The organism is Nocardiopsis sp. KDC1DS13DA1, from assembly GCF_055632325.1.
In genome coordinates, this window is record NZ_JBVMUY010000004.1 from 44,886 (window position 1) to 70,395 (window position 25,510).

Genomic DNA, 25,510 nt, shown 5'->3' on the forward strand with positions numbered 1-25,510 from the left:
TCCTCAACTCTCACGCGATCACTGGAGGTCGCGGACACCGGACACGTGTCGCGCGCGGCCACCGTACCGGCCCGCACCAGCAGACTAACCCCGTCTAGTTGAAGGAGACACCGTTGTTCAGGAAGGGACCGGCGGGCAGGTTGGGGAGGGTGGGAGCGTCCACGATCCGGTTCTCCCGGCGCAGGAAGCGCGCGGTCACCGCGAGCCGGGTGGCGGCGTCCTCCGCCTCCAGCAGCCGCTGCTTCTCCGCCTGGTCCAGGACCACCGACGCCGCCACCGTGTAGGACAGGGCGATCGGATCCTTGGGCAACTCGGGATGGGTCTCCGGCGCCATCCCGATGGCGGCCAGGCGCTGGCAGTAGGTGTCGTACAGGTCCCGGACCCGCTCGGCGTGCTCCTCGACGTCCGGGCCGACCGGTTCGGGCAGGAACGACACCGACGCTGTCGAGTACGCGTCCGGCGACGAGGCGTCGACCTCGGACAGGTCGGTCACGGTGAACCGCGCGCCGCCCTCGACGACCAGGTCGTAGCGCCCGTCCTCGTAGGTGCGCACGTCCCGCACGACCGCGGTGCACCCCGTCCCGCTCACCCTCGGCAGGGACACCGAGCCGCGGCCGGTCGCGGGCACGCCGGTGTCGGCGCCGCCCGAGCCCTGGCCCGACTCGCTGGCCACCTCGTGGCCGAGTTCGATCCACACCACGCCGAAGCGGTGCGGGCCGCCCCGGCGGACCGGGCCCTCGCCCCCGCTCAGGGTGGGTCCCAGGAGTTCCGAGACGAGTCGGCGGTAACGCCGCTCGAACACGTGCAGGGGGACACTCATACCGGGGAACAGGACGGTGTTGAGCGGGAAGATCGGCAGTGCCACGGGCATGGTTCCAGTATGCCCGTGGCGCCCGCGTGCGGCACGGCCCGGGCGGTGTCCGGCCTCTCCTCAGGGCCGGACGCCCGCGCCCGGGCCGCCTGGAACAGGCCCTCCCGGCGTCGGGACGGCCCCGGGGTCAGGACACCGACGGGCCCGCCGTGTCGGGCGCGCCCTGGCTGCCGTGGTCCTCGCTGGGCATGTCGCGCGCCACGAAGGTCTCCACGTCGAAGAGGTTGCCGTCGGCGCGGTCGACCACGTTGAGGAGGGTCGACATCCTGGCGACCTCCTCCGTCTGCTCCTGGACGAACCACTGGAGGAACTGCTCGCCCGCGTAGTCGTCCTCGTCACGGGCGACCTTGGCCAGACGGTGGATCTGGTCCGTCACCTCGCGCTCCTGACGCAGGGCCAGCGCCACCAGGTCGCGTGCGGTGTTGAAATCGGTCTCGATCTCGTCCACGGCGGGAAAGGCGAAGTCCACGTCGCTGTCGATGAGGTAGCGCACGATCATCTGCGCGTGGTCGCGTTCCTCCAGCGACTGCTCGTAGAAGACGCGGGCCAACTGCGGCAGGTCCCGGGCGTCGAACCACGTTGCGATGGCCACGTACTGGTGCGACGCGGTGTACTCGTGTCGCACCTGGTCAACCAGGAGGCGGTGGAACTTGGAAAGGCCGCTGTCGCCACTCTTGTTCGAAGTCATGGCATCACGATAACGCATTCAAATGCTTTATGCGACACACGTCCAAAACGTGTCGAAATTTGTTAGGCAAGCCTTTCTGAAGATAACTGAGGTTAGGTGTTCCAAAGTAAGGCGACACTGATGGGATCCATTTGTGGCGGACTGGTCGGCGATGCCCGCGAACGCCGCGCCGCGCCGGACGCTCACGTGTGCTGTCCAACATTCGGACACGACACCCTCGGTCGCGGGGGAAGCGCCCTAGACTGGGGCCGTGATCAGTCGAATCGACCTCCGAGGCACCCAAGGCGACCCCCGCGAAGCGCTCCCGCGCGCGGAACTGGACGTGGCGGACGCGGCCGAGCGCGTACGCCCCCTGTGCGAGGACGTGCGCCATCGCGGAACCGAGGCGCTGATCGAACTCACCGAACGCTTCGACGGCGTCCGCCTCACCGACATCCGCGTCCCGCGGGAGGCGATCGACGCCGCCCTGGTCGGCCTCGACCCCGCCGTGCGTGCCGCGCTGGAGGAGTCCATCCGCCGCGCCCGCAAGGTCCACCGCGAGCAGCGCCGCACCGACCACACCACCCGGGTCGTCCCCGGCGGCAGCGTCACCGAGAAGTGGATCCCGGTCGGCCGCGTCGGCCTCTACGTGCCCGGCGGCCGCGCCGTGTACCCGTCCAGCGTCATCATGAACGTCGTCCCGGCCCAGGAGGCGGGCGTCGCGTCCCTGGCCGTCACCTCACCGCCCCAGCGCGAGTTCGGCGGTCTGCCCCACCCGACCATCCTCGCCGCCTGCGCGCTGCTCGGCGTCGACGAGGTCTACGCCGTCGGCGGAGCCCAGGCCGTGGCCATGTTCGCCCACGGTGCGGGCGAGTGCGCCCGAGTCGACATGGTCACCGGACCCGGCAACATCTGGGTGGCCGCGGCCAAGCGCCTGCTCAAGGGCGTCATCGGCATCGACGCCGAGGCCGGGCCCACCGAGATCGCCGTCCTGGCCGACGCCACCGCCAACGCCGACTACGTCGCCGCCGACCTCATCAGCCAGGCCGAGCACGACGTCGTCGCCGCCTCCGTCCTGGTCACCCCGGACGAGGCCCTGGCCGACGCCGTCGTCCAGCGGCTCGCGGTGCGCGTCCCCGCCACCAAGCACGCGGACCGCGTCCGCGAGGCCCTCGGCGGCCCCCAGTCCGGCATCGTCCTGGTCGACGACGTCGAACACGGGCTCGCCGTCGTGAACGCCTACGCGGCCGAGCACCTGGAGATCATGACCGCCGACGCCGCCGGCGTCGCCGCCCGCGTGCGCAACGCCGGAGCGATCTTCGTCGGCGACCACTCCCCGGTCTCGCTCGGCGACTACGCGGCCGGATCCAACCACGTCCTGCCCACCGGCGGGTGCGCCTGCCACAGCGGAGGCCTGAGCGTCCAGACCTTCCTGCGCGGCGTCCACGTCGTCTCCTACGACCGCGACGCGTTGGCCGAGGTCGCCCATCACGTCGTCACCCTGGCCAACGCCGAGGACCTGCCCGCGCACGGTGAGGCGGTCACCGCGCGCACCGGCGACGGCACGGCCTGAGCACCCGACGGACGACCCGAGACACCAAGAGCGTGCAACCGTGAGCTTCACACTGAACGACCTGCCCCTCCGTGACGACCTGCGCGGCCGATCGCCCTACGGCGCGCCGCAACTGGAGGTGCCGGTCGTCCTCAACACCAACGAGAACCCGTACGCGCCCTCGCCGAAGCTGGCCAAGGCGGTGGCCGAGGCCGTCGCCGACACCGCGCTGGGCCTCAACCGCTACCCCGACCGCGACGCCGTCCGCCTGCGCGGGGGGCTGGCCGCCTACCTCGGCCACGGACTGACGGCCGACCAGGTCTGGGCGGCCAACGGCTCCAACGAGATCCTCCAGCAGATCCTCCAGGCCTTCGGCGGGCCCGGCCGGACCGCGATGGGCTTCGAACCGTCCTACTCGATGCACCCGATCATCGCGCGCGGCACCAACACCGACTGGCTGCCGGTGCCCCGCGACGACCGGTTCCGGGTCGACGTCGACGCCGCCCTCGCCGCGATCGCCGAGCACCGCCCCAGCGTGGTGTTCCTCACCTCGCCCAACAACCCCACAGGCACCGCCCTCGACATCGCCGCCATCCGGCGGATCGCCGAGGCCGCGCCCGGTGTGGTCGTCGTCGACGAGGCCTACGCCGAGTTCCGCCGCGAGGGCACCCCGAGCGCCCTGACCCTGCTCCCGGAGTACCCCCGGCTCATCGTCTCGCGCACCATGTCCAAGGCCTTCGCCCTGGCCGGGGCCCGGGTCGGCTACCTCGCCGCCCACCCGGCCGTGGTCGACGCCCTCCAACTGGTCCGCCTGCCCTACCACCTGTCCGCCGTCACCCAGGCGGTCGCGTCCACCGCCCTGGAGTACGCGGACGAACTCCTCTCCGCCGTGGCCGACCTGCGGGCCGAACGCGACCGACTCGTCGCCTGGCTCCGCGAGCAGGGCTTCTCCGTCGCCGACTCCGACGCCAACTTCGTCCTGTTCGGCGAGTTCGAGGACCGCACCGAGGTCTGGAACGCCATGCTCGACCACCAGGTCCTCATCCGCGAGACCGGCCCGCCCGGATGGCTGCGCGTCACCGTCGGCACCCCCGACGAGATGGCCAGCTTCCGCCGCGCCCTGCTCCGGGCCACCGGGCGCTGACCGCGCTCCACCGCCCCGGCGTGCGGCCCGCGCCCACCCCGGGACCCACGTTCCACCCACCACCGAGAGAGTCACCATGAGCCGCACCGGACGCGTCGAACGCACCACCAAGGAAACCAAGGTCCTGGTCGAGATCGACCTCGACGGCACCGGCGTCGCCGACGTCTCCACCGGCGTCGGCTTCTTCGACCACATGCTCGACCAGCTCGCCAAGCACGGCCTGTTCGACCTCACCGTGCGCACCGAGGGCGACCTGCACATCGACTCCCACCACACCATGGAGGACACCGCGCTCGCCCTGGGCGCCGCCTTCCGCGAGGCACTCGGCGACAAGCGCGGCATCCGCCGCTTCGCCGACGCCAAGGTGCCCCTGGACGAGGCCCTGGCCGAGGTGACCGTCGACGTGTCCGGCCGCCCCTACCTCGTGCACAGCGAGCCCGAGGGCATGGCGCCGATCATCGGCCGCGACTACGACACGACCATGACCCGGCACATCCTGGAGTCCTTCGTGGCCCAGGCGCGCGTGGCCCTGCACGTGCGCGTGCCCTACGGCCGCAACGCCCACCACATCGTCGAGTGCCAGTTCAAGGCCCTGGCCCGGGCCCTGCGCGCCGCCACCGAGAACGACCCGCGCGTCACCGACATCCCGTCCACCAAGGGCGCCCTGTAGATGGACACCGACCTGTGGGCGCTGTTCCTCATCGTCCTGGGCGGCTTCCTCGTCGGAGGCGCCTACTCCCTGTGGAAGGCCAACCGGATCGTCGCCGTCGCCCTCGGCGCGTGCGCGGCGCTCGCCGTCGCCTCCGGGGTGCTCCGACTGGGCTACTTCTAGCGGAAAGGCAGGCTTCATGCCGTCACGAGTGGTCGTCTTCGACTACGGATCGGGCAACCTGCGCTCGGCGCAGCGCGCCATGGAGCGCACCGGCGCGGACGTGACCGTCACCTCCGACCCGCATGCCGCCCTGGACGCCGACGGGCTCGTCGTTCCCGGCGTGGGCGCCTTCAGCGCCTGCATGTCCAGCCTGCGCGCCGCGGGCGGGGACCGGATCATCGGCAAACGCGTGGCCGGGGGCCGCCCCGTCCTGGGCATCTGCGTGGGCATGCAGGTCCTCTTCGAGCGCGGCGTGGAACAGGCCGACGTCCACGCCGAGGACGTCGCCACCGAGGGCTGCGGGGAGTGGCCCGGCACGGTGGAGCGCCTGCGCGCGCCCGTCGTGCCGCACATGGGCTGGAACACCGTCCGCCCGCCCGGGGACACCCGCCTCTTCGCCGGGATCGACCCCGGGGACCGCTTCTACTTCGTGCACTCCTACGCCGTGCGCACCTGGGAGTTCACACCCACCAACGAACGCATCCCCGCCCCGGGGGTGACCTGGTCCGAGCACGGAGAGCCCTTCGTGGCCGCGGTCGAGAACGGACCTCTGTGCGCCACCCAGTTCCACCCGGAGAAGTCCGGCGACGCGGGCGCCCGCGTGCTGGCCAACTGGGTGGGCACGCTCGGGTGACCCCGGCATCCGACCGACCTACGACACCGACCACGGGAAGGCCCCATGACTGACACCGCGTCGTCCACCGCACTCGAACTGCTGCCCGCCGTGGACGTGGCGGGCGGGCAGGCCGTCCAGCTCGTCCAGGGCGAGGCGGGCTCCGGCGGCCGCTACGGCGACCCCCTCACCGCCGCCGCGCGGTGGCAGGAGGCCGGAGCCGAGTGGATCCACCTGGTGGACCTCGACGCCGCCTTCGGCCGCGGCCACAACCGCGACCTGCTGCGCGACATCGTCGGCCGGCTCGACGTCAAGGTGGAGATGTCCGGCGGCATCCGCGACGACGAGTCGCTCGCCGCCGCCCTGGCCACCGGCTGCACCCGCGTCAACATCGGCACCGCCGCCCTGGAGAACCCCGAGTGGTGCGCCAAGATCATCGCCGAGCACGGCGACCGCATCGCCATCGGCCTCGACGTGCGCGGCACCACCCTGGCCGCCCGCGGCTGGACCCGTGAGGGCGGCGACCTGTTCACCACCCTGGAGCGCCTGGAGTCGGAGGGCTGCGCCCGCTACGTCGTCACCGACGTGAACAAGGACGGTACCCTCAAGGGCCCCAACCTCGACCTGCTGCGCACCGTCTGCGCGCGCACCGACAAGCCCGTCGTGGCCAGCGGCGGCGTGTCCAGCCTCGACGACCTGACCGCCATCGCCACCCTCGTTCCCGAGGGTGTGGAGGGCGCCATCATGGGCACGGCACTCTACGAGGGCGCCTTCACCCTGGAGGACGCGCTGGCCGCGGTCAGGGGGGAGCGGCGGTGAGCCTCGCCATCCGGGTCATCCCCTGTCTGGACGTGGACGCCGGACGGGTGGTCAAGGGCGTCAACTTCGAGAACCTGCGCGACGCGGGCGACCCGGTCGAACTCGCCGCGACCTATGACGAGGGCGGCGCCGACGAACTCACCTTCCTCGACGTCACCGCCTCCAGCGGCAACCGCGAGACCACCTACGACGTGGTGCGCCGCACCGCCGACCAGGTGTTCATCCCGCTCACCGTCGGCGGGGGAGTGCGCACCACCGACGACGTCGACACCCTCCTGCGCGCGGGCGCCGACAAGGTGGGGGTCAACACCGCCGCCATCGCCCGCCCCGAGCTCATCGGCGAGATCGCCGAACGCTTCGGCCGCCAGGTCCTCGTCCTGTCCGCCGACGTGCGCCGGGTCCGCGACGGAGACCAGCCGACCCCGAGCGGGTTCGAGGTGACCACCCACGGCGGGCGGCGCGGCACCGGCATCGACGCCCTGGAGTGGTGCGAGCGCGCCGCCGGCCTCGGCGCGGGGGAGATCCTGCTCAACTCCATGGACGCCGACGGCACCAAGGAAGGATTCGACCTGGACCTCATCCGCGCCGTGCGCGCCCGCGTCGACGTGCCGCTGATCGCCTCCGGCGGCGCCGGAGCCGTCGAGCACTTCGTCCCGGCGGTCGCCGCGGGCGCGGACGCGGTCCTGGCCGCCACCGTCTTCCACTTCGGCGAGTTCACCATCGCCGATGTCAAGGCGAGCCTGCGCGAGGCCGGATACGCCGTGCGCTGAGCCCGGTGCGCGCCCTCACGGACACCGTCCCGGGGCGCGCGCCCCCCGGGACGGCGGTGCCCGGGGCACCTCGGGGGCACGGCCGGCGCCGGGAGCGAACCGTAGGCCCGGAACGGTCATCACACGGAGTGCCGGAGGACCGCCCACCGGGGAAGGAGCACCCCCCATGCCCACCCAGACGCGTACCCGCCTTCCCGGCCGCCTGGCGGCCCTGCTCACGGCCGGACTCATGGTCCTGGCCGTCGCCCTGGCCGGCTCGTCGTCGGCCTCCGCCCACGACCGGCCCGCCGCCCCCGCTCCGGTTCCCGCCGCCGGCGCCGACCCCTGGCCCGAGTACGGCGAGGGCGACGCCGACGTCGACATCGCCGCGGCCAAGCTGCTCCTCATCCAGATCGGGTTCGACCCGCACATGGACCTCGGCCGCCCGATCCCCTTCGACGCCCAGATGGGCCACGCGGTCCGCGCCTACCAGGAGTACGCGGGGATCGCCCAGACCTCACGGCTGGACGCGGCGACCTGGGAGGCGCTGAGCTCGGAGACCTTCGGCCTGTACCGGCGCGGCTCCGGGGGCCTGGTCGTCGAGGCGATCCAGCGCCTGCTCAACGCCAAGTTCGCGCTCCACCTGTTCACCGACGGCCTGTACGGGCCGCAGACCGAAGCCGCCGTCCGCAGCGCGCAGGACTTCCTGGGCATCGGTGTCGACGGGATCGCCGGACCGGCCACGTTCCGCGCACTGATCACCTACCAGGACTACGACCGCTGACCGCCGCCGTCCCGTCCCGGACCGCCCGCAACGCCCGTCCGCCGCCCTGCGCCGCGACACATCACGAAACCGGCTGACACAGGTGGAATACGCCCCCCACGTCCGGTGCTGAAACAACTCGGTGGAACCTGTCGGCACCGCTGGATAGGTTGACCCGACGGGTGCCCCGAACGCCTCCGGCACGTCCGGAGCCGCGCGGGGCACCACCGGTCGGCCCCATCCGGGCCGACCCGGACGCGGAGGTGAACGGGGGGCGTATGGCGCAGGCGACGAGGACTCAGGGACCGGACGAGAGGGAGGACCCCGCCCCGACCGCGGCGCCCGAGGGCGCGGACGACCCCGCCTCCACCGATCCCGGACGCGACACCGCAGGAGAACGCGGCGACCGGATCTTCACCCGGGGGATGCGCGTCCTGGGCGTCGCGATCCGCACCGAGCCCTGGGTGTTCCTCATCGCCGTCGCCGGCGCGATGCTGCACGCCGCGGTCACCGTCGGCTCGGCCTCCGTCCTCGGCCACCTCACCGACGAGACGATCCTGCCGGCCTTCGAGAGCGGCTCCACCACCTTCGCGGCCCTCCTCGGTGCGTCCGCCCTCCTCCTGGCCGTCGGGCTCGGCAAGGCGGTCGGCCTGGCCCTCCGACGGCTCTTCGCCGGACTCATGCAGTTCCGCATGCAGGCCCGCTACCGCCGCGCCGTCTCCCGCAAGTACCTGGAGCTGCCCCTGGCCTGGCACCACCGCCACCCCACCGGGCAGCTTCTCTCCAACGCCAACGCCGACGTCGAGGCCGCCTGGCAGCCGCTCGCGCCGCTGCCCATGGCCGTGGGATCGGTGTTCATGCTCGGCACGGCCGCCGTCGCCATGGTCGTCACCGACCCCGTCCTGGCCCTGGTCGCCTTCGTCGTCTTCCCCGTCCTGACCGCAGCCAACGTCGTCTTCCAGCGCCGGATCTCACCCATGGCCTCCCGGGCCCAGGCGCTGCGAGCCGAGGTCAGCGGGGTCGCCCACGAGTCCTTCGACGGCGCCCTCGTCGTCAAGACCCTCGGCCGCGAGGACACCGAGACCGAGCGCTTCACCCACGCCGCGCACCGCCTCCGCGACGCCCTCATCCAGGTCGGCCGCATGCGGTCGATGTTCGACCCCTTCATGGAGGCGCTGCCCAACCTCGGCGTCCTGGCCGTCCTCCTCCTCGGCATGTGGCGGCTGTCCACCGGCGCGGTCGACCCCGGCGAACTCGTCACCATCGCCTACCTGTTCACCCTCATGGCCCTGCCCATCCGCTCCTTCGGCTGGCTTCTGGGCGATCTGTCCCGGACCGTCGTCGGCTGGGACCGCGTCCAGTCGGTCCTGCGCTCCGAGGGCACCATGAGCCACGGCGACCGGACGCTGGAGGAGACCCCCACCGGCATCGCGCTCAGCGTGCGCGACGTCACCTTCTCCTACGCCGACAGCTACGACGCCGACGACCGCGTCCGCGACCTCATGGACGCCACCGGTGACGAGGCGCGCACCACCGTCCTCGACGGCGTCGACCTCGACATCGCCCCGGGGCGCACCGTCGCCCTGGTCGGCCCCACCGGCGCGGGCAAGTCCACCCTGACCACCGTCCTCATGCGGCTGGTCGACCCCGACACCGGGACCGTCGCCTACGACGGCGTGGACACCCGCGACCTCGCCCGCGGACAGATCCCCCGGCACGCCACGCTCGTTCCGCAGAGCACCTTCGTCTTCGAGGACACCGTCCGCGACAACATCACCCTCGGCGCCGCCGACCTCGACGACGACCACGTGTGGTCGGCCCTGCGCCTGGCCCGCGCCGACGGGTTCGTCCGCGAACTCGACGGCGGACTCGACGCCCGGCTCGGGGAGAAGGGCACCACCCTGTCCGGCGGTCAGCGCCAGCGCCTCGCCCTGGCCCGCGCGATCGTCCGCCGCCCCCGCCTGCTCGTCCTCGACGACGCCACCTCCGCCGTCGACCCCCAGATCGAGGCCCAGATCCTCGCCGGACTGCGCGGACGCGACGACGCCGCCACCGTCGTCGTGGTCGCCTACCGCCGCGCCACGATCGAACTCGCCGACGAGGTCGTCTACCTGGAGGGCGGCCGCGTCCTGGCCCGCGGCACCCACGAGGAGCTCCTGGCCGCCTCACCCGGTTACACCAGGCTCGTCACCGCCTACGAGCGGGCCTCCGAGGAGAACGGCGCCGGACGCGCGCCCACACCCGAGGACCCGGGCCCGCCCCAGCCCCAGCGCACACCCGCGGCGCAGTCCGACGCCGACACCGAACGCCACCACGCCTCCGCCACCGAGGAGCCCAGCCGATGAGCGCACCCGCCCAGCCCCGCACCGGGCGGCCCGCCCCCGAGCCCGACCGCCCCGACGCCGACCGGGCCGCGACACCCGCACTCAGCAGGTCCGAGGACTCGGCCGTCCAGACGCTGCGCCGCGGACTCCAGCTCTCCCCGGAGTTCGCCCAGGGCCTGTGGCTGACCCTGGTCCTCGCCGTCGTGGCCACCGCGGGCAAGATCATCGTGCCCGTCGCCGTCCAGCAGATCATCGACAACGGGCTCTCCGGCCCCGACGGGCCCGACCTCGCCTTCGTCGCGCGCATGGTCGGCGTGTGCGCGGCCCTGCTCATGGCCACCATGGTCTGCTCCTACCTGATGAACGTGCGCCTGTACCGGGCCACCGAGTCCGGCCTGGCCACCCTGCGCCGCAAGGCCTTCCGCCACGTGCACGACCTGTCAGTGCTCACCCAGAACAGCGAACGCAAGGGTGCCCTGGTCTCCCGCGTCACCGGCGACGTCGACCAGATCAGCACCTTCATGCAGTGGGGCGGACTGCTGCTCATCGTCAGCGCGGGCCAGCTGGTCGTCGCCACCGCCCTCATGGCGGTCTACTCCTGGCAGCTCACCCTGGTGGTGTGGATCTGCTTCCTGCCGCTGCTCTTCGGCGTCCGCTGGCTCCAGAAACTGCTCTCCCGCGCCTACATCAAGGTCCGTGAGCGCACCGGTGACATGCTGGGCGCCATCGGCGAGACCGTCATGGGCGCCGCCGTCATCCGCGCCTACGGAACCGAGGAGCGCACCGCGCACCGCATCGACTCCACCGTCCTGGCCACCCGCAGCGCCCAGGTCAGGGCGCAGCGCCTGTCCATGGCGGTGTCGCCCTTCGCCGAGATCGTCGCCGCCGTCGGCAACGTCGCCGTGGTCCTGGTCGGCGTGTGGCTGGGCATCGACGGCGAACTCACCGCGGGGCAGCTCGTCGCCTTCCTCTTCCTCATGACGCTCTTCGTCATGCCGATGATGATGGCCACCGAGATCTTCAACGAGGCCCAGAACGCCATCGCCGGGTGGCGCCGGGTCCTGGGCGTGCTCGACACCGTTCCCGACATCGCCGACCCCGGAGAGGCCGGGCGCGTGCTGCCGCGCGGCCCCGTCGAGGTCCGCTTCGACGGCGTCACCTACGCCTACCCCGAGGGGCCGGTCGTCCTCGACGGCATCGACGTCCGGATCACCCCCGGCACCCGCCTGGCCGTGGTGGGGGAGACCGGTTCGGGCAAGACCACCTTCGTCAAGCTCCTCACCCGCCTGATGGACCCGGCCCGGGGGCGTGTCCTCCTCGACGGCGTCGACCTGCGGGAGGTGGCCTTCTCCTCCCTGCGCAGCCGCGTCGTCATGGTGCCCCAGGAGGGCTTCCTGTTCGACAGCTCCCTGGGCGACAACATCCGCTTCGCCCGCCCCGAGAGCACCGACGCCGAACTGGAGGCCGCCATCAGCCAACTCGGCCTCAGCGACTGGCTCGCCAGCCTCGCCCACGGCCTGGACACCCCGGTCGGCCAGCGCGGCGAGTCCCTGTCGGCGGGTGAGCGGCAGCTCGTCGCCCTGGTCCGCGCCTACATCGCCGACCCCGACCTGCTCGTCCTGGACGAGGCCACCTCCGCCGTGGACCCGCACACCGAGGTACGCATCCAGCGCGCCCTGGACCGGCTCACCCGCGGTCGCACCTCCGTGGCCATCGCCCACCGCCTGTCCACCGCCGAGGCCGCCGACCGGGTCCTGGTCTTCGACCAGGGGCGCGTCGTCCAGAGCGGCACGCACGACGAACTGGTCGGGCGGCCGGGCGTCTACGCCGACCTGTACGCCTCCTGGGTGCGGTCCTCGGCCTGAACCGCGGGGCGGGCCGCGGCGGCGGTCAGCGGCCGGAGGCGCGCCACCAGTGCGCCGCCACCAGCTCCGCCACCAGCGGCTCCACCAGAAGGTTCACGTCCGGGTCCCGGTCACCGGGGTACCGCACGGTCAGCTCCGCCCCCGGCACGCTCTCGCGTTCGGGGGTGGCGCCCACGGCCACGAACCGTCCCCGCAGCTGCCCCAGGTGCTCGGCGAACCGCTCGTCGTAGACCGAACCCGCGAACAGCAGCGCGCGGTAGTCGGTCACCGCCGCCAGGTAGCGGTCGGTGTGCGACCACTCACCGGTCTCGACCGCGTGCGCCACCCGCACCGGACCGCCGCGCACGACCCGCACCCCCTGACCCGCCGACGCCAGCCGTTCGGCGGGCGCCACCAGGTGCACGCCGTCCGGCGAGTCCAGGACCCGGGCCGCCTCCGGCACCCATCGCTGCGCGTCGGCCAGCAGCGCCTCCGTCGCGTTGGCCGCCCGCCGCAGCAGACCCGGGAAGTTCCCGCTGCTCCCCGACGCCGGTGCGCCCAGGCGGTGCCCCAACAGCAGGGACAGCGCCATCGCGTGCTGATAGGAGCGGCAGCCCAGCCCGGACGGCTCCGCGCCCGCGTGCAGCGGAACCACCAGGTCCGCCAACCGGGCCACCACCGCGTCCGGGTCCGGTGTGAGCACGATCACGGGCGACCGTGCCACGTAGCGGTCCAGCACCGTGCACAACTCGCGCTGTCCTCCGCCCAGGCTCACCCCCACCACCAGGGTCTCCGGACCCGCCGGAGGCTCCTCGGCGGACGAGGCGTGCTCGGCGCTGGCGGAGATCCCCGCCCGCCGCAGCCGGGCCGCCGCCGTCTCGCACACGCGCCTGGCCGCGCCCAGGCCGAGCAGCCGCACCGCCGCGGGCTCGTCCTCCAGCAGCGCGGGCAGCGCCGCGTACGGATCCCACCGGGGGAAGCGCTCGGCGAGGGAGGTCAGGGCGGCGGGCTTTCCCGCCAGGTCGGCGGACAGGAACGCGGCGGTCACGGGACTCCCCTCGTGCGGGACCGTCGGAACGGAAGCGGTGACGGACGGACGAACCCTACGCCTCCGAACGCCTCGACGGCGCCGTCCGGCCCCGAACACCGCTGCGGACACCGCCGCGAACCGCGACCCGGTGCGCGGTGGCCGGTCAGCGGCCATAACCTGGACAACATGAGTGTCTCCAGCCTCGACCCGGACATCGCCGCGCGCCTGAAGCGGAACCCGGACGGCCTCGTGCCCGCCGTCGTGCAGCAGCACGACACCGGGGAGGTCCTCATGCTCGCCTGGATGGACGACGAGGCCCTGCACCGCACCCTGACCACCGGTGCCGCCACGTACTGGTCGCGCAGCCGCGGCGAGTACTGGGTCAAGGGAGCCACCTCCGGGAACACGCAGCGTGTGATGTCGGTCGCGCTCGACTGCGACGGCGACACCCTGCTGGTGCGCGTCGACCAGACCGGGGCCGCCTGCCACACCGGCGACCGCACGTGCTTCGACGCGGGGCGGCTCCGATGAGTTCCAGCCAATCCGGTGCCCGTGCGCGCCGCGAGTACCTGGTCGCCACCGTCGCCCTGGCCGCCGGGGCCGGACTGCTGCTCGCCGCGGGCGGCAGGGTCTGGGCCACCGGGGAGATCGCCGTTCCCGGGCCGGTCGAGCCCGTGGCGGTCGCACTGACCGGCGCCGACCTCACCGGCACCCTGTCCGGGATCGGCTGGGCCGGGCTGGCCGCGGTCGTGGGCCTGTACGCCGCCCGCGGATGGGCGCGCCGGGCCATCGGCGGGCTCGTCGCCCTGGGCGGGGCGGGCGCGCTCGCCGCCGTCTGGGGCGCCACCCGGGCCGGTGCCCTGGCCGCCGAACTCGCCGACCACGCCGCCGACGGCACCGGTGCGGCGCAGATCACCGCCGATCCGCGTCTGGTGGTCCTGGGACCGCTGATGGCCGGCGGAGGGGCCCTGCTCGTCGCGCTCGCGGGGGTGTTGTCCGCCGCCCGCTCCCCCGCCTGGCCAGGTATGGGCACCCGGTACGATCGGGACGCCGCACCGCGTTCGACCCGGGCGGACACACCCGCCGACCTGTGGAGATCGCTGGACGCCGGTGACGACCCCACGCTCGACGCCCGCGGTGGCGACGCCGCGGCCGACGCCGGCCGCGCCGACACCGAGGACGGCACAGAACCCGCACCGCTGGCAGCACGGCCAGCCGAACCGAAGGAGAAACACTGATGGCTGACGAACACCACGACGACCACGGCAACACCGTCTCCGCCTGGTTCCTCACCATCTCCTGGATCGCTGCCTGGTCCGTCGCCGGCGTCGCCATCATCTTCGGCGGCGGCCTGGTCACCTGGACCGCGATCGGCCTCGGCCTCAGTGTGGTGCTCGCCATCATCGCCGGTGTGATGAAGAAGGCCGGACTGGGCCGCAGGGAGCCCCGCCCCGTTCCGCCCACGCGCGAGGAGTGGGAGGCCGCGCGCAAGGCCCAGGACAAGAAGGGCTCGGGCGCGAACCGTAGGGTGGCCGCCACGGCCAGCAAGGCCTGAGCGCTCCCTTCCTGCGGTGAATCACCAGCTCACAACGAGTGAGTAACGGAAAATGGACGAAGGTCCGGTGGGGCGGGTAGATTCTCCCCACCGGCCCGGTCCGCCGCGTTGGAATCCGTCGGTACGAGTCTGACGGATCTGGCATGATTTCTGCCCGCGGTGTGTGTCCGCCGGTCATCCGACCCTGCCCCCGCAACGGACCGACGTGTTCGTTCCACACGCCGCTCCGATATCCCCATCCGCTTCAGGAAAGTTGTTGCGAACATGAGCTACGGTCCCCCGCCCCCCGGTAACCCCGGTCCGCCCCCGCCCCCCGGCGGCGGCTACGGCCCGCCCCCCGGCAACGGCGGCTACGGGGCGCCCCCGCCCCCCGGCGGCACCGGCGGCTACGGGGCCATGCCGCCCTCGGCCGAACCGCCCAAGAACTTCCTGGTGTTCAACATCCTGGGACTCTTCGGCTGCACGATCCTCGCCATCGTCGGCCTGGTGTTCTCCATCCAGGTCAACAGCAAGTGGCAGGCGGGCGACTACGCGGGCGCCGAGGCCGCGGCCAAGACCGCCAAGATCCTGGGGATCATCAGCTTCATCGGCTTCTGCCTCGCGATCCTCTACGTCGTCTTCATCGTCCTGTTGGGCGTCTTCGCCAGCGCCAGCGGCTACTAGGCCCCAGCGCATTCCTGCGCGTCCGCCCCCGGACACCTCGGTGTCCGGGGGCGGACGCCTTGTCCCGGTGCCGGGACCGGACCCTGATCCCCCACCCGAACGCCTAGGCTGGTGCGCGTGCGACCACAGCAGACCGAGCGGTCCGTGAACCTCCGACACAACGGCTCCGTTCCCCGGTCCCTCACCGAACGGGTCCGCCGACGCCTCGGATCGTTGCACCCGATCGTCTGGCCCGTCGGACTCGGAGCCCTGGGGCTGGTCGGCGCCACGATCCTCCACTTCGTGGACCCCAACGAGCCCGGCAACTACCCCACCTGCCCCTGGCTTCTGCTGACGGGGACGCAGTGCCCGGGCTGCGGCACGATGCGTGCCGTCGCCCTCGTGACCCAGGGGGACGTCCTCGGAGCCGCCAGCATGAACCCCCTGCTCGTGTTCGGCTTCGGACCCTTCCTCGCCTACAGCTACGTGCGTTGGTTCGGAGACAGCCTCAAAAGACGCAGGACGCCCCGCAGGCCCGCGCCGATGTGGGTCTACTGGACCGTCATCACCTCGGTCCTCGCCTTCTGGGTCCTGCGCAACCTGCCCTGGTTCGACTTCCTCGCACCGGGTGTACCCCTGTTCCCCGGGTGGTGACCCGCGAATCGCGCCCGACGCGGGAACCGATGCCCCCTCCGCCGCGTCCCATGCGCAGACGCCCACGACCCTAAGGACCACTCCATGAGCTACGCTCCCCCTCCTCCCGGCGGTTACGGCACCGGCGGGTACGGAGCGACGCCCCCGGCCGGGGAACCGCCCAAGAAGTACCTCGTGCACAACATCCTGGGTATCCTCAGCTGCCTGAGCCCCGTGGGGATCATCGGACTCATCTTCGCCCTCCAGGTCGACAGCAAGTGGGCCATGGGTGACTACGCGGGTGCGGAGGAGTCCGCCAAGGTCGCCAGGATCATGGGCATCATCGGCCTCGTCGTGTTCATCCTGGGCCTGGTCGGCATCGTGCTCTACTTCCTGTTCTTCTTGGTCATGTTCGGTATCGCCGCCTCCGCACCCACCTACTGACCCCTCCGGGCCCACCGGACCCCGCGGCGCCCCGCCCTCCGACACACCGGAGGGCGGGGCGCCGTTCCCGTGCCACCGCGACACTCCCGCCGCCGTCCCCCGGGGGTGGCGGCCCCCCGGGCCCCGAGGGTGGATACGATGACGATCAACACGGTGCGTGCGCGGTCTCGCCGGTCCCGCCGCGTGACCGCGCCCGCGCGGCGGGCACACCGACCATCCTGACCGGCCACATCACGAGGGAGCGGTAACTGGTGAGCGTGCTCGACGAGATCCTCGACGGAGTACGCACTGACCTGGCCCGGCGTCAGGAGGCCCTGCCTCTGGACCGCCTCAAGGCCCAAGCCGAGTCAGTGCCCACTCCGCAGGACGCCGAGGCCGCCCTGCGCCGTCCCGGCGTCCACGTGATCGCCGAGGTCAAGCGCGCCAGCCCCTCGAAGGGGCCGCTCGCGACCATCGCCGACCCCGCCGCCCTGGCCCGCGACTACGAGGCCGGCGGCGCCACCTGGATCAGCGTCCTGACCGAGGAGCGCCGGTTCAACGGCAGCCTCGCCGACCTGGAGGCGGTCCACAAGGCCGTCGACACGCCGCTGCTGCGCAAGGACTTCGTCGTCAGCTCCTACCAGCTGTGGGAGGCCCGCGTCCACGGCGCCTCCGCGGTCCTGCTCATCGTCGCCGCGCTGCCCCAGGAGGCCCTGGTCTCCCTGGTCGAGCGGGCACGGTCGCTGGGCCTGACCCCGCTGGTCGAGGTGCACGACGAGGAGGAGGTCGCACGGGCCCTCGACGCCGGGGCGACCGTCATCGGCGTCAACGCCCGCAACCTGAAGACACTGGAGGTCGACCGGGACACCTTCGCCCGGCTCGCCCCCCTCATCCCCGCCGACCGCGTCAAGATCGCCGAGTCCGGGGTACGCGGCCCGCACGACCTGCTGGCCTATGCCGGTGCCGGGGCCGGAGCCGTCCTGGTCGGGGAGAGCCTCGTGCGCGGCGGAAACCCGCGCGAGGCCGTCGCCGACCTGGTGACCGCCGGAGCCCACCCCGCCCTGCGCGACCGGAACTGAGCACGATGCTGACGACGACGGCCCACCCGCCCCGCCCCGGTCACCGATGGCGATGGCCCTAGGGAGCCCGCACCCACACCCGCACGGGTGAGCCGCGGGTTCCCGACGCCGCGTGACCCAACAGCCCAACCGCGCCGCCCCGCGGCGCGAGGCCGGTCGTCGCGGGCCCCGAGGCCGTGCCCGGGGCGCGTACCGCGGTCGGCCCCGTACCAGGAGACCCAGCCATGAGCCACGCCCAACCCGTGCCCGACGCGCACGGGCACTACGGCCGCTACGGCGGCAGGTTCGCCCCCGAGGCGCTCATCGCCGCCCTCGACGAGGTCGAGGCCGAGTGGGACAAGGCCCGCCAGGACCCGGAGTACCTCGCCGAACTCGACGAACTGCTGCGCAGCTACACCGGTCGGCCCAGCCCGCTCACCGACGCGCGCAACTTCGCCGAGCACGCCGGCGGCGCCCGGATCCTCCTCAAGCGCGAGGACCTCAACCACACCGGCTCGCACAAGATCAACAACGTGCTCGGTCAGGCCCTGCTCACCAAGCGCATGGGCAAGACCCGCGTGATCGCCGAGACCGGCGCCGGACAGCACGGTGTGGCCACCGCCACCGCCTGCGCCCTGCTCGGTCTCGACTGCGTCATCTACATGGGGGAGGAGGACACCCAGCGCCAGGCGCTCAACGTCGCCCGCATGCGCCTGCTCGGCGCCGAGGTCGTCCCCGTCACCATCGGCAGCCGCACCCTCAAGGACGCCATCAACGAGGCGTTCCGCGACTGGGTCGCCAATGTCGACCACACGCACTACCTGTTCGGCACCGTCGCGGGCCCGCATCCCTTCCCCAAGCTCGTGCGCGACCTGCACTTCGTCGTCGGCAAGGAGGCCCGCGAGCAGGTCCTGGAGCTGACCGGGAGGCTGCCGGACGCGGTCGCCGCGTGCGTGGGCGGCGGGTCCAACGCCATCGCGATCTTCTCCGCCTTCATCCCCGACGAGTCCGTCGCCCTGTACGGCTTCGAGGCCGGGGGAGAGGGCGCCCGCACCACGAGGACCGCCGCGTCCATCACCGCGGGCAGCCCCGGGGTCTTCCACGGCGCCCGCACCTACGTGCTCCAGGACGAGTTCGGGCAGACCCTGCCCAGCCACTCCATCTCCGCGGGGCTGGACTACCCGGCCGTCGGCCCCGAGCACGCCTACCTCGCCGACACCGGCCGTGCCGCCTACGAACCCGTCACCGACGCCGAGGCCATGGAGGCCTTCCGGCTGCTGTGCCGTACCGAGGGCATCATCCCCGCCATCGAGAGCGCCCACGCCCTGGCCGGGGCCCGCAGGCTCGGAGAGCGCCTCGGACCCGACGCCGTCATCCTGGTCAACCTGTCGGGACGCGGTGACAAGGACGTCGACACCGCGGCGACCTACTTCGGCCTCGTGGACCCGGAGGGACAGCGATGACGACCACCACCCTGAGCACCGCCCTGGCCGCCGCGCGCGAGGAGGACCGCGCCGCACTCATCGGCTACCTGCCCGCGGGCTTCCCCGACGTGGCCTCCTCCATCCGCGTCATCGAGGCCATGGTCGAGGGCGGGTGCGACGTCATCGAGGTCGGCCTGCCCTACTCCGACCCCATGATGGACGGCCCCACCATCCAGCGGGCCGCCGACCGGGCGCTGGCCGCCGGAACCACCACCGACGACGTGTTCCGCGTCGTCGAGGCGACCGCCGCGACCGGAGCCGCCGCCGTGGTCATGTCCTACTGGAACCCGATCGAACGCTACGGCGTCGACCGGTTCGCGGAGGGGCTCGCCAAGGCGGGTGGAGCCGGGGTGATCACCCCCGACCTCATCCCGGAGGAGGCCGACGCGTGGGTCGCCGCCTCCGACGCCGCCGGGCTCGACCGGATCTTCCTCGTCGCGCCCTCCTCCACCGACCGGCGCTTGGCCCTGACCACCGACGCCTGCACCGGTTTCGTGTACGCGGCCTCGCTCATGGGGGTCACCGGCACCCGGGCCCAGGTCGCCGGCACCGCCGAGACCCTCGTGCGGCGCACCCGCGAGGTCACCCGGTCCTCCGGCCTGCCCGTCTGCGTGGGCCTGGGCATCTCCACCGGTGCGCAGGCGGCCGAGGTCGCCGGATACGCCGACGGCGTGATCGTCGGCGCCGGCTTCTGCCAGCGCGTCCTGGACGCGCCCGACCTGGAGACCGGACTCATCGCGGTCCGCTCCTTCGCCGAGGAACTCGCCGCGGGGGTGCGCTCGCGGGGTTAGCACCCGGATCCACGACGGCGGTGGGCCGCCCCGGCACCGGGGGCGGCCCACCGCCGTCGCCGTGTACGGGCGTGAGACCGGCCGGGCGGGCCGGAGCCGGACGAGGACGGGTCGGCCGGCTCAGGTTAAAAGGGTGAGAATCCGGTGAGAGAGCCCCCCTGACCCGCCCGGAACCCCGCTCGGGGCCCGCTCCGGTGGTGTGATGGAGGGCGGGTGAACGCGGCGGGGCACCCGCGCGGACCTGTGCGGGCACAGCCCAGCGTCACGAGTCGCCCACAGCGAGTAGGATCTGTGCTGTCACCCACAGGAACGATCCAGGCACCACACGTCACAGAACCGATCGGTCAACCTCCTCCCGAAGGCCAACACGATGGACACAGCCGACGCGACCACCACACCGCCCTCCAGCGAGCGCACCCCCCGCTGGCAGACCGTCCAACCCTGGCTGACGCTCGCGTGCCGGGTCGGGCTCGCGGCCGTCCTCATCGCCGCCGCCGTCACCAAGTACCCGCCCGCGCTGTCGGTCCAGGCGGTCGAGGCCTACGACCTGTTCCCGGCCGAACTGGCCAGGCTCATCGGCTACACCCTGCCCCTGTTCGAACTCGCACTGGCCGTCCTGCTCCTGGTCGGGCTCGCCACCCGCTACACCGGGGCCGCCACCGCGCTGCTCATGGTCGTGTTCATCGCCGGGATCACCTCGGCCATGGCACGCGGGCTGAACATCGACTGCGGGTGCTTCGGCGGCGGCGGACAGGTCGACCCGGAGGAGACCGAGTACGGCCTCGACATCGCGCGCGACATCGGCTTCGCCGCCCTGGGCGCGTTCATCGCGATCTGGCCACGATCCCCCCTCGCCCTCGACCGCCCGCTCGGGCTGTTCCGGTGACCCCGGAACCCCCCGCGGCGGCCGACCACGTCCAGTAGCAGGAAAAGGAAGAAACTCATGGGGAGTGCAGCCCGCCAGCGTTCTCGCGAACGGCTCAGGGAACAGCGGGAGAAGGACAAGCGCAAGGCCGCGCGCATGCGGACCCTCGGCGTCATCGGAGCCGCCCTCGGGGTGGTCGTCCTCATCGTCGGTATCGGCTACGCCGTCCTCAACTCCGACCGCAGCGGATCGGAGTTCGACGGCGCCCTCGCCCCGCAGGCCGTCCAGGAGGACGGCAGCGTCATCATGGCCCAGCCCGGCGCCCAGGCACCCGTCGTCGAGGTCTACGCCGACTACCAGTGCCCCGCCTGCCGCCAGTTCGAACTCCTCAACGGCGACGTCCTCAAGGAGACGGCGGCCGCGGGCGAGGCGATCGTCCACTTCCGTCCGGTCAGCATCTTCGCGCAGCAGGCCGTGCCGATCAGCAGCAACTCCCTGCGCGGCGGAGCGGCCGCCCGCGCCGCCGCCGACCACGGCGCCTTCGTCGAGTACAACGACCTGCTCTTCGAGAACCAGCCCACCGAGGGCCAGGCCGGGTTCACCGTCGACGAACTCAAGGACTGGTTCCGCGAGACCGGCGCCTCGGAGCAGGACGCCGCGGCCTTCGACGAGCGGATCGACGCCGAGGCCGCCGTCGTCACCCGGTTCACCGAGGACTACCTGCCCGCCCTGACCGAGGACGCCCTCGACCAGCTCGGCCAGGAGAACCTCGGCACCATGGTCCTGACCGACCTGATGGCCTGGGGCGCCGACAACGGCCACGACCCGTCCTTCCTGGACGGGACCTACACGGGTGAGATCATCGACGCCACCGGAAACGCCTACACTCGCTACAGCGGAGACAACGCGTTCCGCGCCACGCCCTCCGTCTACATCAACGGCGAGCTGCTCGACAACAGCACGACGATGACGGTGCGCGGCCTCCAGGGGGCGATCGACGAAGCCAGTCCCGGCGAGGTCCAGACCGAACCGTTGACCGACGGGGGTGGCGAGGAGTAGCCACCAGACATCCCCCGCGTGCGGGGCGAACCCGAGAGCAGAGAAGTGACTTTGTCGTCGACAGCTTCCGAGGGCGCGGCCGAGCTGGGCCGCGCCCTCGCGGCCATTCCCAGTCCCCAGGTGAACTCGATCCCCATCGGTCCGCTGGAGATCCACTTCTACGCCCTGTGCATCCTCGCGGGTGTCATAATCGCGGTCTTCTGGAGCGAACACCGCTGGGCGGCCATGGGCGGTGAGAAGGGCACCATCGTCGACATGGCCGTGTGGGCCGTCATCCTCGGCCTCATCGGCGGGCGGCTCTACCACGTCATCAGCGACGCCCAGCTGTACTTCGCGCCCGGCCGCGAGCCGATCCGCGCCCTGTTCGTCTGGGAGGGCGGGCTCGGCATCTGGGGCGCCATCCCCATGGGCGCTCTGGGCGTGTACCTGGTCGCCCGCAAACGCGGGCTGTCGATGTCCAAGCTGTCCTTCGCCATCGCCCCCACGCTGCCCCTCGCCCAGGCCATCGGCCGCTGGGGCAACTACTTCAACCAGGAGCTCTTCGGTGCCCCCACCGACCTGCCGTGGGCCCTGGAGATCTACCCCTACCCCGAGGGCGGACTCCGCCAGGGCATGATCCCCGGTGAGGGCACCTACCACCCCACGTTCCTCTACGAGTCCCTCTGGTGCCTGGGCCTGGCCGTCCTCCTCGCCTACCTCGGCCGCCGCTTCGAGGCCAGGCTCCAGGGCGGCCGCCTGTTCGCCCTCTACGTCATGGGCTACTGCGCGGGCCGCTTCTGGATCGAGTACATGCGCATCGACCCGGCCAACGAGTTCTTCGGCATGCGCCTGAACAACTGGACCTCCATCGCGGTCTTCCTCGCCGCCCTGCTCTACTTCCTCTGGGCCGGCCGCCGCATCGACTCCTTCTCCAGCGCCGTCGTCCCGCACGGCCACGACGCCGGAACCCAGGTGATCAGGTCCACAGGCGCGGACGAGCCCGCCGACGACAGCACCGTCTACAGCGCCGTGGACACCGACGACTCCGAGATCGGCTCCGTGACCTCCGACTCCACCGGGGCGGGCACGGAATACCACCCCAGCCCCGAGCGATCTAGTAGCGAGGGCTCGACGGAGAACGACGCCGACGACACGGGCACGGACTCCGGGTCGAAGCCCGAGTAGGGTCGCCCGCGTGACGGCTGGCCGGACGCGTTCGTCCGGGCCGTACGGTGCACCCCTGTCCCTGTCGAGTTCCTGTCGAGCAGACCACGGGTTGACGATTGAGAAGGACCGTGAGCAGAGCTGAGTCCGGTCACCGCCGGAGAAGTTGGCGCGGCGGCCGGCGCCGCGCCGAGGACACCCACGTCGAGGAGTACACCGAGGTCGAGGACTACGACACCGGCCCCGAGGACGACTACGATCCGAACGAGGACTTCTCCGCCGAGTACGGCCACACCCACGCCCGTTCCGACGTCGCCGAGGCCGACGGCGGCGACGGCGCCGAACCCGTCGAGGAGGAGGCCGCCGGGCACGGGTCCCGCCGCTCCCGCCGCAGGAAGGACAAGGGCGGCGGCCGGAGCACCCCCGGCAGGCGCGCCGGAGTCGACCGCGTCTCGGCCTTCTCCGCCTCGGCGATCAAACGCGTCTCGGTACTGGGCGACCGGCCCAACCAGATCGTGTACACGCTCGCCGAACAGAGCAAGCGCAAGCGCGGAACCGCCGTCCTGGGCGTCCTCATGGGTGCCTTCGGTGTCGCCCTGGTCGCCCTCCTCGGCCTGCTGATCTACCAGCTGTTCAGCCCCGCCGCGGGCGCCGTCGCCGAGGGCGAGCAGAGCATCGTCGCACCGCCCGAGGGCCACGGCACGCTCACCCCGGAGCAGTTCCTGCTCGGCGCCAACCTCGAGGACACCTTCGGCCCCATCAACGGGCGCCCCGAGGGCGCCGAGCCGATGACCGAGGAGGACGTCTTCGGCGACGCCGAGGAGGTCGAGGTCAACGGGATGGAGCTGTCCCTCGGCGAGGGGCGCGTCACCGACTCGTGCACCTCGCTGGTGTGGGGTGACGACCTCGGGCAGAGCCTGATCGACGCCAACTGCTCCAGCGCCGCCACCGGTGTCTACACCGACCCCGAGGAGGAGTACGTCGCCCAGGTCACCCTGTTCGACCTGGTCGACGCCGAGGGTGCCACCGGGGTCGCCGAGGCCCTGGACCCGAACAACGCCGAGACCGGCGCCGGGTTCCTGCTCGCCGACACCGGTGACGTGCCCGGCCTGCAGGAGGGCTTCAGCCAGGCCTCCACCCAGGTGATGGGCCACTACCTGGCCGTCTTCTGGGTCGCGCGCACCGACGGCTCCCCGCCCGGGGACGACACGGACATGGCCTCCGTGCGCGTCGCGGCCATGGACACCGTGCTCCTGCCCTACGAGGAGGTCGTCGCGAGGAGCCAGGCGGAGGAATGAGTCCTGTCAGGGGGTGTCGGGCTCCCCGATAGGATTTCGGACGGATCGACCCGCGCGGGGGCACCCACGGGTGCCCCCCACGCCATCCGGTGAGCCGGTGCCCACGCATCCGCCCGGACCCCTTGCGCGGACCGCGATCCGTCCGCCGACGTCCACACTTTCGAGGCCCGATGTACCCGGAACCGAACAGGCGAGCCCTCCCCGGGGGCGCCGCGCAAGAACCAGTCCAACGGGCGGAGTCCGCCCCAACGCGGAGCCGCGGGGGAGACGGCACCCCCCAGGGTGAGCCGGAGGGGCGGAGCGCGCGGTCCGGTGGCCGCCGCCGCGGGGGCGGCCGGAGGAAGCAGGGCCCGCGCCGCCGCGGGCCGCTCCTGATCATCATCCCGGCCGCCGTGCTGGTCCTGGCGCTCCTGGCCGTCGGTGCCGTGTTCTACCTGCGCTCCCCCGACGAGGGGGGAGCGGACGCGCCCCCCGTCCAGGCGAGTCCGGCCCTGTACCAGGTCCGGGACACCGGCCGCATGAACGACGTGCTGGCCTCCCGCGAGGTCGACAGCCTTCCGCTGAACGAGGGTGAGCTGTTCGAGCGGAACAACAACGAGATCTCCAACGCGGACGGGACCATCGAGTTCACCCTGCGGGACTCGGCCCTGACCGACGACTGTTCCTCGGCGGTGTGGGGTCAGGAGCTGACCGAAGCCGTGGCGGACGCCGACTGTACCCAGGTCGGCCGGGCCACCTACGTGTCGGACACCTACTTCGGCGTCACCGCCGTGTTCAACCTCGCCGACGTCGACTCCAGCCGTCGGCTCGCCGCCGCCATGACCGCCCCCGACGAGGAGTCGGGGAGCGGTACCGCCGTTCGCGGATTCGTGCTCGCCCCGACCGGAGCCGCACCCTTCGACCGGCTCGGCGAGGGTTACAGCGCCAGCGACGCGATCGTCAGCGGCCACTACCTCGTCGTGGTCTGGGTCCAGCCCACCTCCTCCGAGACGGTGGAGGACCGGGTCAGCCTCGCGGGCCCGCTCGTGGCCCTGTCCAAGGTCCGCGACCCGCTCTACCGGCGCATGGTGCAGCTCGACGACGGGTCCGAAGAGGACACACAGGGCACCGGGACGACCGGCGGAACGGGTCAGACCGGTACGGAGGGCACCGGGACGACCGGCGGAGCGGGCCAGAACGGCACGGAGGGCACCGGCCAGACGGGCACCGAGGGCACCGGGACGACCGGTACCAACGGCACCGGCACCAACTAGAAGGCTCGCGCGGGGCCCGGGGAGCAGTTCAATCCCCGGGCCCCGTTCTGTTCGGGGCC

General features: G+C 72.4%; 27 protein-coding genes. 24 read left to right on the forward strand and 3 right to left on the reverse strand.

The annotated features are described in order from the left end of the window. Positions 1 to 94 precede the first annotated feature (94 nt). Both ACTVAJ_RS02030 and ACTVAJ_RS02035 read right to left on the reverse strand, forming a co-directional pair. The gene (locus ACTVAJ_RS02030; RefSeq protein ID WP_470386281.1) at positions 95 to 871 is read right to left on the reverse strand and encodes an LON peptidase substrate-binding domain-containing protein; all 777 of its coding nucleotides are present in this window, start codon (positions 869 to 871) and stop codon (positions 95 to 97) included. Positions 872 to 998: 127 nt separating this feature from the next. Further along, a complete protein-coding gene (locus tag ACTVAJ_RS02035; protein ID WP_470386282.1) occupies positions 999 to 1,559 on the reverse strand; it encodes a ferritin in 561 nt (186 codons plus the stop codon). A gap of 250 nt (positions 1,560 to 1,809) precedes the next feature. On the opposite strand from ACTVAJ_RS02035, the gene hisD reads away from it, so the two are divergent. The 10 genes from hisD (at position 1,810) to ACTVAJ_RS02085 (ending at position 12,238) form a co-directional block, all read left to right on the forward strand. After that, entirely contained in the window at positions 1,810 to 3,111 is a 1,302-nt protein-coding gene (gene hisD / locus ACTVAJ_RS02040; protein ID WP_470386283.1) for a histidinol dehydrogenase, read from the forward strand. A gap of 40 nt (positions 3,112 to 3,151) precedes the next feature. Further along, positions 3,152 to 4,234 (forward strand): histidinol-phosphate transaminase, encoded by a 1,083-nt coding sequence (locus ACTVAJ_RS02045; protein WP_470386284.1) that lies wholly within the window; start codon positions 3,152 to 3,154, stop codon positions 4,232 to 4,234. A 76-nt stretch (positions 4,235 to 4,310) separates the two neighbouring features. Continuing rightward, positions 4,311 to 4,904, forward strand: coding sequence for an imidazoleglycerol-phosphate dehydratase HisB (gene hisB / locus ACTVAJ_RS02050; protein ID WP_470386285.1), 594 nt, complete (start codon positions 4,311 to 4,313; stop codon positions 4,902 to 4,904). Then, complete coding sequence (locus ACTVAJ_RS02055; RefSeq protein WP_470386286.1) at positions 4,905 to 5,066, forward strand: hypothetical protein; 162 nt, start codon at positions 4,905 to 4,907, stop codon at positions 5,064 to 5,066. 16 nt (positions 5,067 to 5,082) lie between these two features. Next, positions 5,083 to 5,739 carry an imidazole glycerol phosphate synthase subunit HisH gene (gene hisH / locus ACTVAJ_RS02060; RefSeq protein WP_470386287.1) on the forward strand — a complete coding sequence of 219 codons (657 nt, stop codon included), beginning with the start codon at positions 5,083 to 5,085 and terminating at the stop codon, positions 5,737 to 5,739. A gap of 45 nt (positions 5,740 to 5,784) precedes the next feature. Then, positions 5,785 to 6,537, forward strand: a complete 753-nt coding sequence (priA, locus tag ACTVAJ_RS02065) for a bifunctional 1-(5-phosphoribosyl)-5-((5-phosphoribosylamino)methylideneamino)imidazole-4-carboxamide isomerase/phosphoribosylanthranilate isomerase PriA (RefSeq protein ID WP_470386288.1) — start codon at positions 5,785 to 5,787, stop codon at positions 6,535 to 6,537. Continuing rightward, a complete protein-coding gene (hisF, locus tag ACTVAJ_RS02070; protein WP_470386289.1) occupies positions 6,534 to 7,307 on the forward strand; it encodes an imidazole glycerol phosphate synthase subunit HisF in 774 nt (257 codons plus the stop codon). The genes priA and hisF overlap by 4 nt, the downstream gene beginning before the upstream one ends. A 166-nt stretch (positions 7,308 to 7,473) precedes the next feature. After that, positions 7,474 to 8,070, forward strand: coding sequence for a peptidoglycan-binding domain-containing protein (locus ACTVAJ_RS02075; protein WP_470386290.1), 597 nt, complete (start codon positions 7,474 to 7,476; stop codon positions 8,068 to 8,070). Positions 8,071 to 8,327: 257 nt separating this feature from the next. Continuing rightward, entirely contained in the window at positions 8,328 to 10,394 is a 2,067-nt protein-coding gene (locus ACTVAJ_RS02080; RefSeq protein ID WP_470386291.1) for an ABC transporter ATP-binding protein, read from the forward strand. Then, positions 10,391 to 12,238, forward strand: coding sequence for an ABC transporter ATP-binding protein (locus tag ACTVAJ_RS02085; protein WP_470386292.1), 1,848 nt, complete (start codon positions 10,391 to 10,393; stop codon positions 12,236 to 12,238). The genes ACTVAJ_RS02080 and ACTVAJ_RS02085 overlap by 4 nt, the downstream gene beginning before the upstream one ends. A 25-nt stretch (positions 12,239 to 12,263) precedes the next feature. Here the strand turns inward: ACTVAJ_RS02085 and ACTVAJ_RS02090 are convergent, their stop codons facing one another. After that, complete coding sequence (locus ACTVAJ_RS02090; RefSeq protein WP_470386293.1) at positions 12,264 to 13,265, reverse strand: sugar isomerase; 1,002 nt, start codon at positions 13,263 to 13,265, stop codon at positions 12,264 to 12,266. Between the two features lie 168 nt (positions 13,266 to 13,433). On the opposite strand from ACTVAJ_RS02090, the gene hisI reads away from it, so the two are divergent. From hisI to ACTVAJ_RS02160, 14 genes are all read left to right on the forward strand, one after another. Beyond that, entirely contained in the window at positions 13,434 to 13,778 is a 345-nt protein-coding gene (gene hisI / locus ACTVAJ_RS02095; RefSeq protein ID WP_470386294.1) for a phosphoribosyl-AMP cyclohydrolase, read from the forward strand. After that, the gene (locus ACTVAJ_RS02100) at positions 13,775 to 14,485 is read left to right on the forward strand and encodes a Trp biosynthesis-associated membrane protein (protein ID WP_470386295.1); all 711 of its coding nucleotides are present in this window, start codon (positions 13,775 to 13,777) and stop codon (positions 14,483 to 14,485) included. Before hisI ends, ACTVAJ_RS02100 begins: the two co-directional genes overlap by 4 nt. Next, complete coding sequence (locus ACTVAJ_RS02105) at positions 14,485 to 14,802, forward strand: HGxxPAAW family protein (protein ID WP_470386296.1); 318 nt, start codon at positions 14,485 to 14,487, stop codon at positions 14,800 to 14,802. The genes ACTVAJ_RS02100 and ACTVAJ_RS02105 overlap by 1 nt, the downstream gene beginning before the upstream one ends. 264 nt (positions 14,803 to 15,066) lie before the next feature. Then, complete coding sequence (locus ACTVAJ_RS02110; RefSeq protein WP_470386297.1) at positions 15,067 to 15,465, forward strand: CD225/dispanin family protein; 399 nt, start codon at positions 15,067 to 15,069, stop codon at positions 15,463 to 15,465. A 111-nt stretch (positions 15,466 to 15,576) separates the two neighbouring features. Beyond that, the gene (locus ACTVAJ_RS02115) at positions 15,577 to 16,098 is read left to right on the forward strand and encodes a DUF2752 domain-containing protein (RefSeq protein WP_470386298.1); all 522 of its coding nucleotides are present in this window, start codon (positions 15,577 to 15,579) and stop codon (positions 16,096 to 16,098) included. Positions 16,099 to 16,182: 84 nt separating this feature from the next. Further along, entirely contained in the window at positions 16,183 to 16,521 is a 339-nt protein-coding gene (locus ACTVAJ_RS02120; protein ID WP_470386299.1) for a CD225/dispanin family protein, read from the forward strand. A gap of 251 nt (positions 16,522 to 16,772) precedes the next feature. Next, positions 16,773 to 17,579, forward strand: a complete 807-nt coding sequence (gene trpC / locus ACTVAJ_RS02125) for an indole-3-glycerol phosphate synthase TrpC (protein ID WP_470386300.1) — start codon at positions 16,773 to 16,775, stop codon at positions 17,577 to 17,579. A gap of 224 nt (positions 17,580 to 17,803) precedes the next feature. After that, on the forward strand, positions 17,804 to 19,021 hold the full coding sequence (gene trpB, locus ACTVAJ_RS02130) for a tryptophan synthase subunit beta (protein ID WP_470386301.1): 1,218 nt from the start codon (positions 17,804 to 17,806) through the stop codon (positions 19,019 to 19,021). Further along, positions 19,018 to 19,833: a tryptophan synthase subunit alpha gene (gene trpA, locus ACTVAJ_RS02135; protein ID WP_470386302.1), complete on the forward strand. Its 816-nt coding sequence runs from the start codon at positions 19,018 to 19,020 to the stop codon at positions 19,831 to 19,833. The genes trpB and trpA overlap by 4 nt, the downstream gene beginning before the upstream one ends. A gap of 370 nt (positions 19,834 to 20,203) precedes the next feature. Then, positions 20,204 to 20,719 carry a MauE/DoxX family redox-associated membrane protein gene (locus tag ACTVAJ_RS02140; protein ID WP_470386303.1) on the forward strand — a complete coding sequence of 172 codons (516 nt, stop codon included), beginning with the start codon at positions 20,204 to 20,206 and terminating at the stop codon, positions 20,717 to 20,719. A gap of 57 nt (positions 20,720 to 20,776) precedes the next feature. Beyond that, on the forward strand, positions 20,777 to 21,757 hold the full coding sequence (locus ACTVAJ_RS02145; RefSeq protein ID WP_470386304.1) for a DsbA family protein: 981 nt from the start codon (positions 20,777 to 20,779) through the stop codon (positions 21,755 to 21,757). Positions 21,758 to 21,808: 51 nt separating this feature from the next. Beyond that, entirely contained in the window at positions 21,809 to 22,921 is a 1,113-nt protein-coding gene (gene lgt, locus ACTVAJ_RS02150; RefSeq protein WP_470386305.1) for a prolipoprotein diacylglyceryl transferase, read from the forward strand. Between the two features lie 110 nt (positions 22,922 to 23,031). Continuing rightward, positions 23,032 to 24,198, forward strand: a complete 1,167-nt coding sequence (locus tag ACTVAJ_RS02155; RefSeq protein WP_470386306.1) for a hypothetical protein — start codon at positions 23,032 to 23,034, stop codon at positions 24,196 to 24,198. A 392-nt stretch (positions 24,199 to 24,590) separates the two neighbouring features. Then, on the forward strand, positions 24,591 to 25,451 hold the full coding sequence (locus tag ACTVAJ_RS02160; RefSeq protein WP_470386307.1) for a hypothetical protein: 861 nt from the start codon (positions 24,591 to 24,593) through the stop codon (positions 25,449 to 25,451). Positions 25,452 to 25,510: the final 59 nt, after the last annotated feature.

Excerpts from the sequence above, each read along its gene's own strand:
- ACTVAJ_RS02140 (WP_470386303.1), top strand. The coding sequence starts at position 20,204 with ATGGACACAGCCGACGCGACCACCACACCGCCCTCCAGCGAGCGCACC.
- ACTVAJ_RS02080 (WP_470386291.1), top strand. The coding sequence starts at position 8,328 with ATGGCGCAGGCGACGAGGACTCAGGGACCGGACGAGAGGGAGGACCCC.
- ACTVAJ_RS02105 (WP_470386296.1), top strand. The coding sequence starts at position 14,485 with ATGGCTGACGAACACCACGACGACCACGGCAACACCGTCTCCGCCTGG.
- ACTVAJ_RS02075 (WP_470386290.1), top strand. The coding sequence starts at position 7,474 with ATGCCCACCCAGACGCGTACCCGCCTTCCCGGCCGCCTGGCGGCCCTG.
- trpB (WP_470386301.1), top strand. The coding sequence starts at position 17,804 with ATGAGCCACGCCCAACCCGTGCCCGACGCGCACGGGCACTACGGCCGC.
- ACTVAJ_RS02055 (WP_470386286.1), top strand. The coding sequence starts at position 4,905 with ATGGACACCGACCTGTGGGCGCTGTTCCTCATCGTCCTGGGCGGCTTC.
- priA (WP_470386288.1), top strand. The coding sequence starts at position 5,785 with ATGACTGACACCGCGTCGTCCACCGCACTCGAACTGCTGCCCGCCGTG.
- ACTVAJ_RS02085 (WP_470386292.1), top strand. The coding sequence starts at position 10,391 with ATGAGCGCACCCGCCCAGCCCCGCACCGGGCGGCCCGCCCCCGAGCCC.
- ACTVAJ_RS02030 (WP_470386281.1), bottom strand. The coding sequence starts at position 871 with ATGCCCGTGGCACTGCCGATCTTCCCGCTCAACACCGTCCTGTTCCCC.
- hisB (WP_470386285.1), top strand. The coding sequence starts at position 4,311 with ATGAGCCGCACCGGACGCGTCGAACGCACCACCAAGGAAACCAAGGTC.
- ACTVAJ_RS02145 (WP_470386304.1), top strand. The coding sequence starts at position 20,777 with ATGGGGAGTGCAGCCCGCCAGCGTTCTCGCGAACGGCTCAGGGAACAG.
- ACTVAJ_RS02100 (WP_470386295.1), top strand. The coding sequence starts at position 13,775 with ATGAGTTCCAGCCAATCCGGTGCCCGTGCGCGCCGCGAGTACCTGGTC.
- hisI (WP_470386294.1), top strand. The coding sequence starts at position 13,434 with ATGAGTGTCTCCAGCCTCGACCCGGACATCGCCGCGCGCCTGAAGCGG.
- ACTVAJ_RS02110 (WP_470386297.1), top strand. The coding sequence starts at position 15,067 with ATGAGCTACGGTCCCCCGCCCCCCGGTAACCCCGGTCCGCCCCCGCCC.
- ACTVAJ_RS02035 (WP_470386282.1), bottom strand. The coding sequence starts at position 1,559 with ATGACTTCGAACAAGAGTGGCGACAGCGGCCTTTCCAAGTTCCACCGC.
- trpA (WP_470386302.1), top strand. The coding sequence starts at position 19,018 with ATGACGACCACCACCCTGAGCACCGCCCTGGCCGCCGCGCGCGAGGAG.
- hisH (WP_470386287.1), top strand. The coding sequence starts at position 5,083 with ATGCCGTCACGAGTGGTCGTCTTCGACTACGGATCGGGCAACCTGCGC.
- ACTVAJ_RS02120 (WP_470386299.1), top strand. The coding sequence starts at position 16,183 with ATGAGCTACGCTCCCCCTCCTCCCGGCGGTTACGGCACCGGCGGGTAC.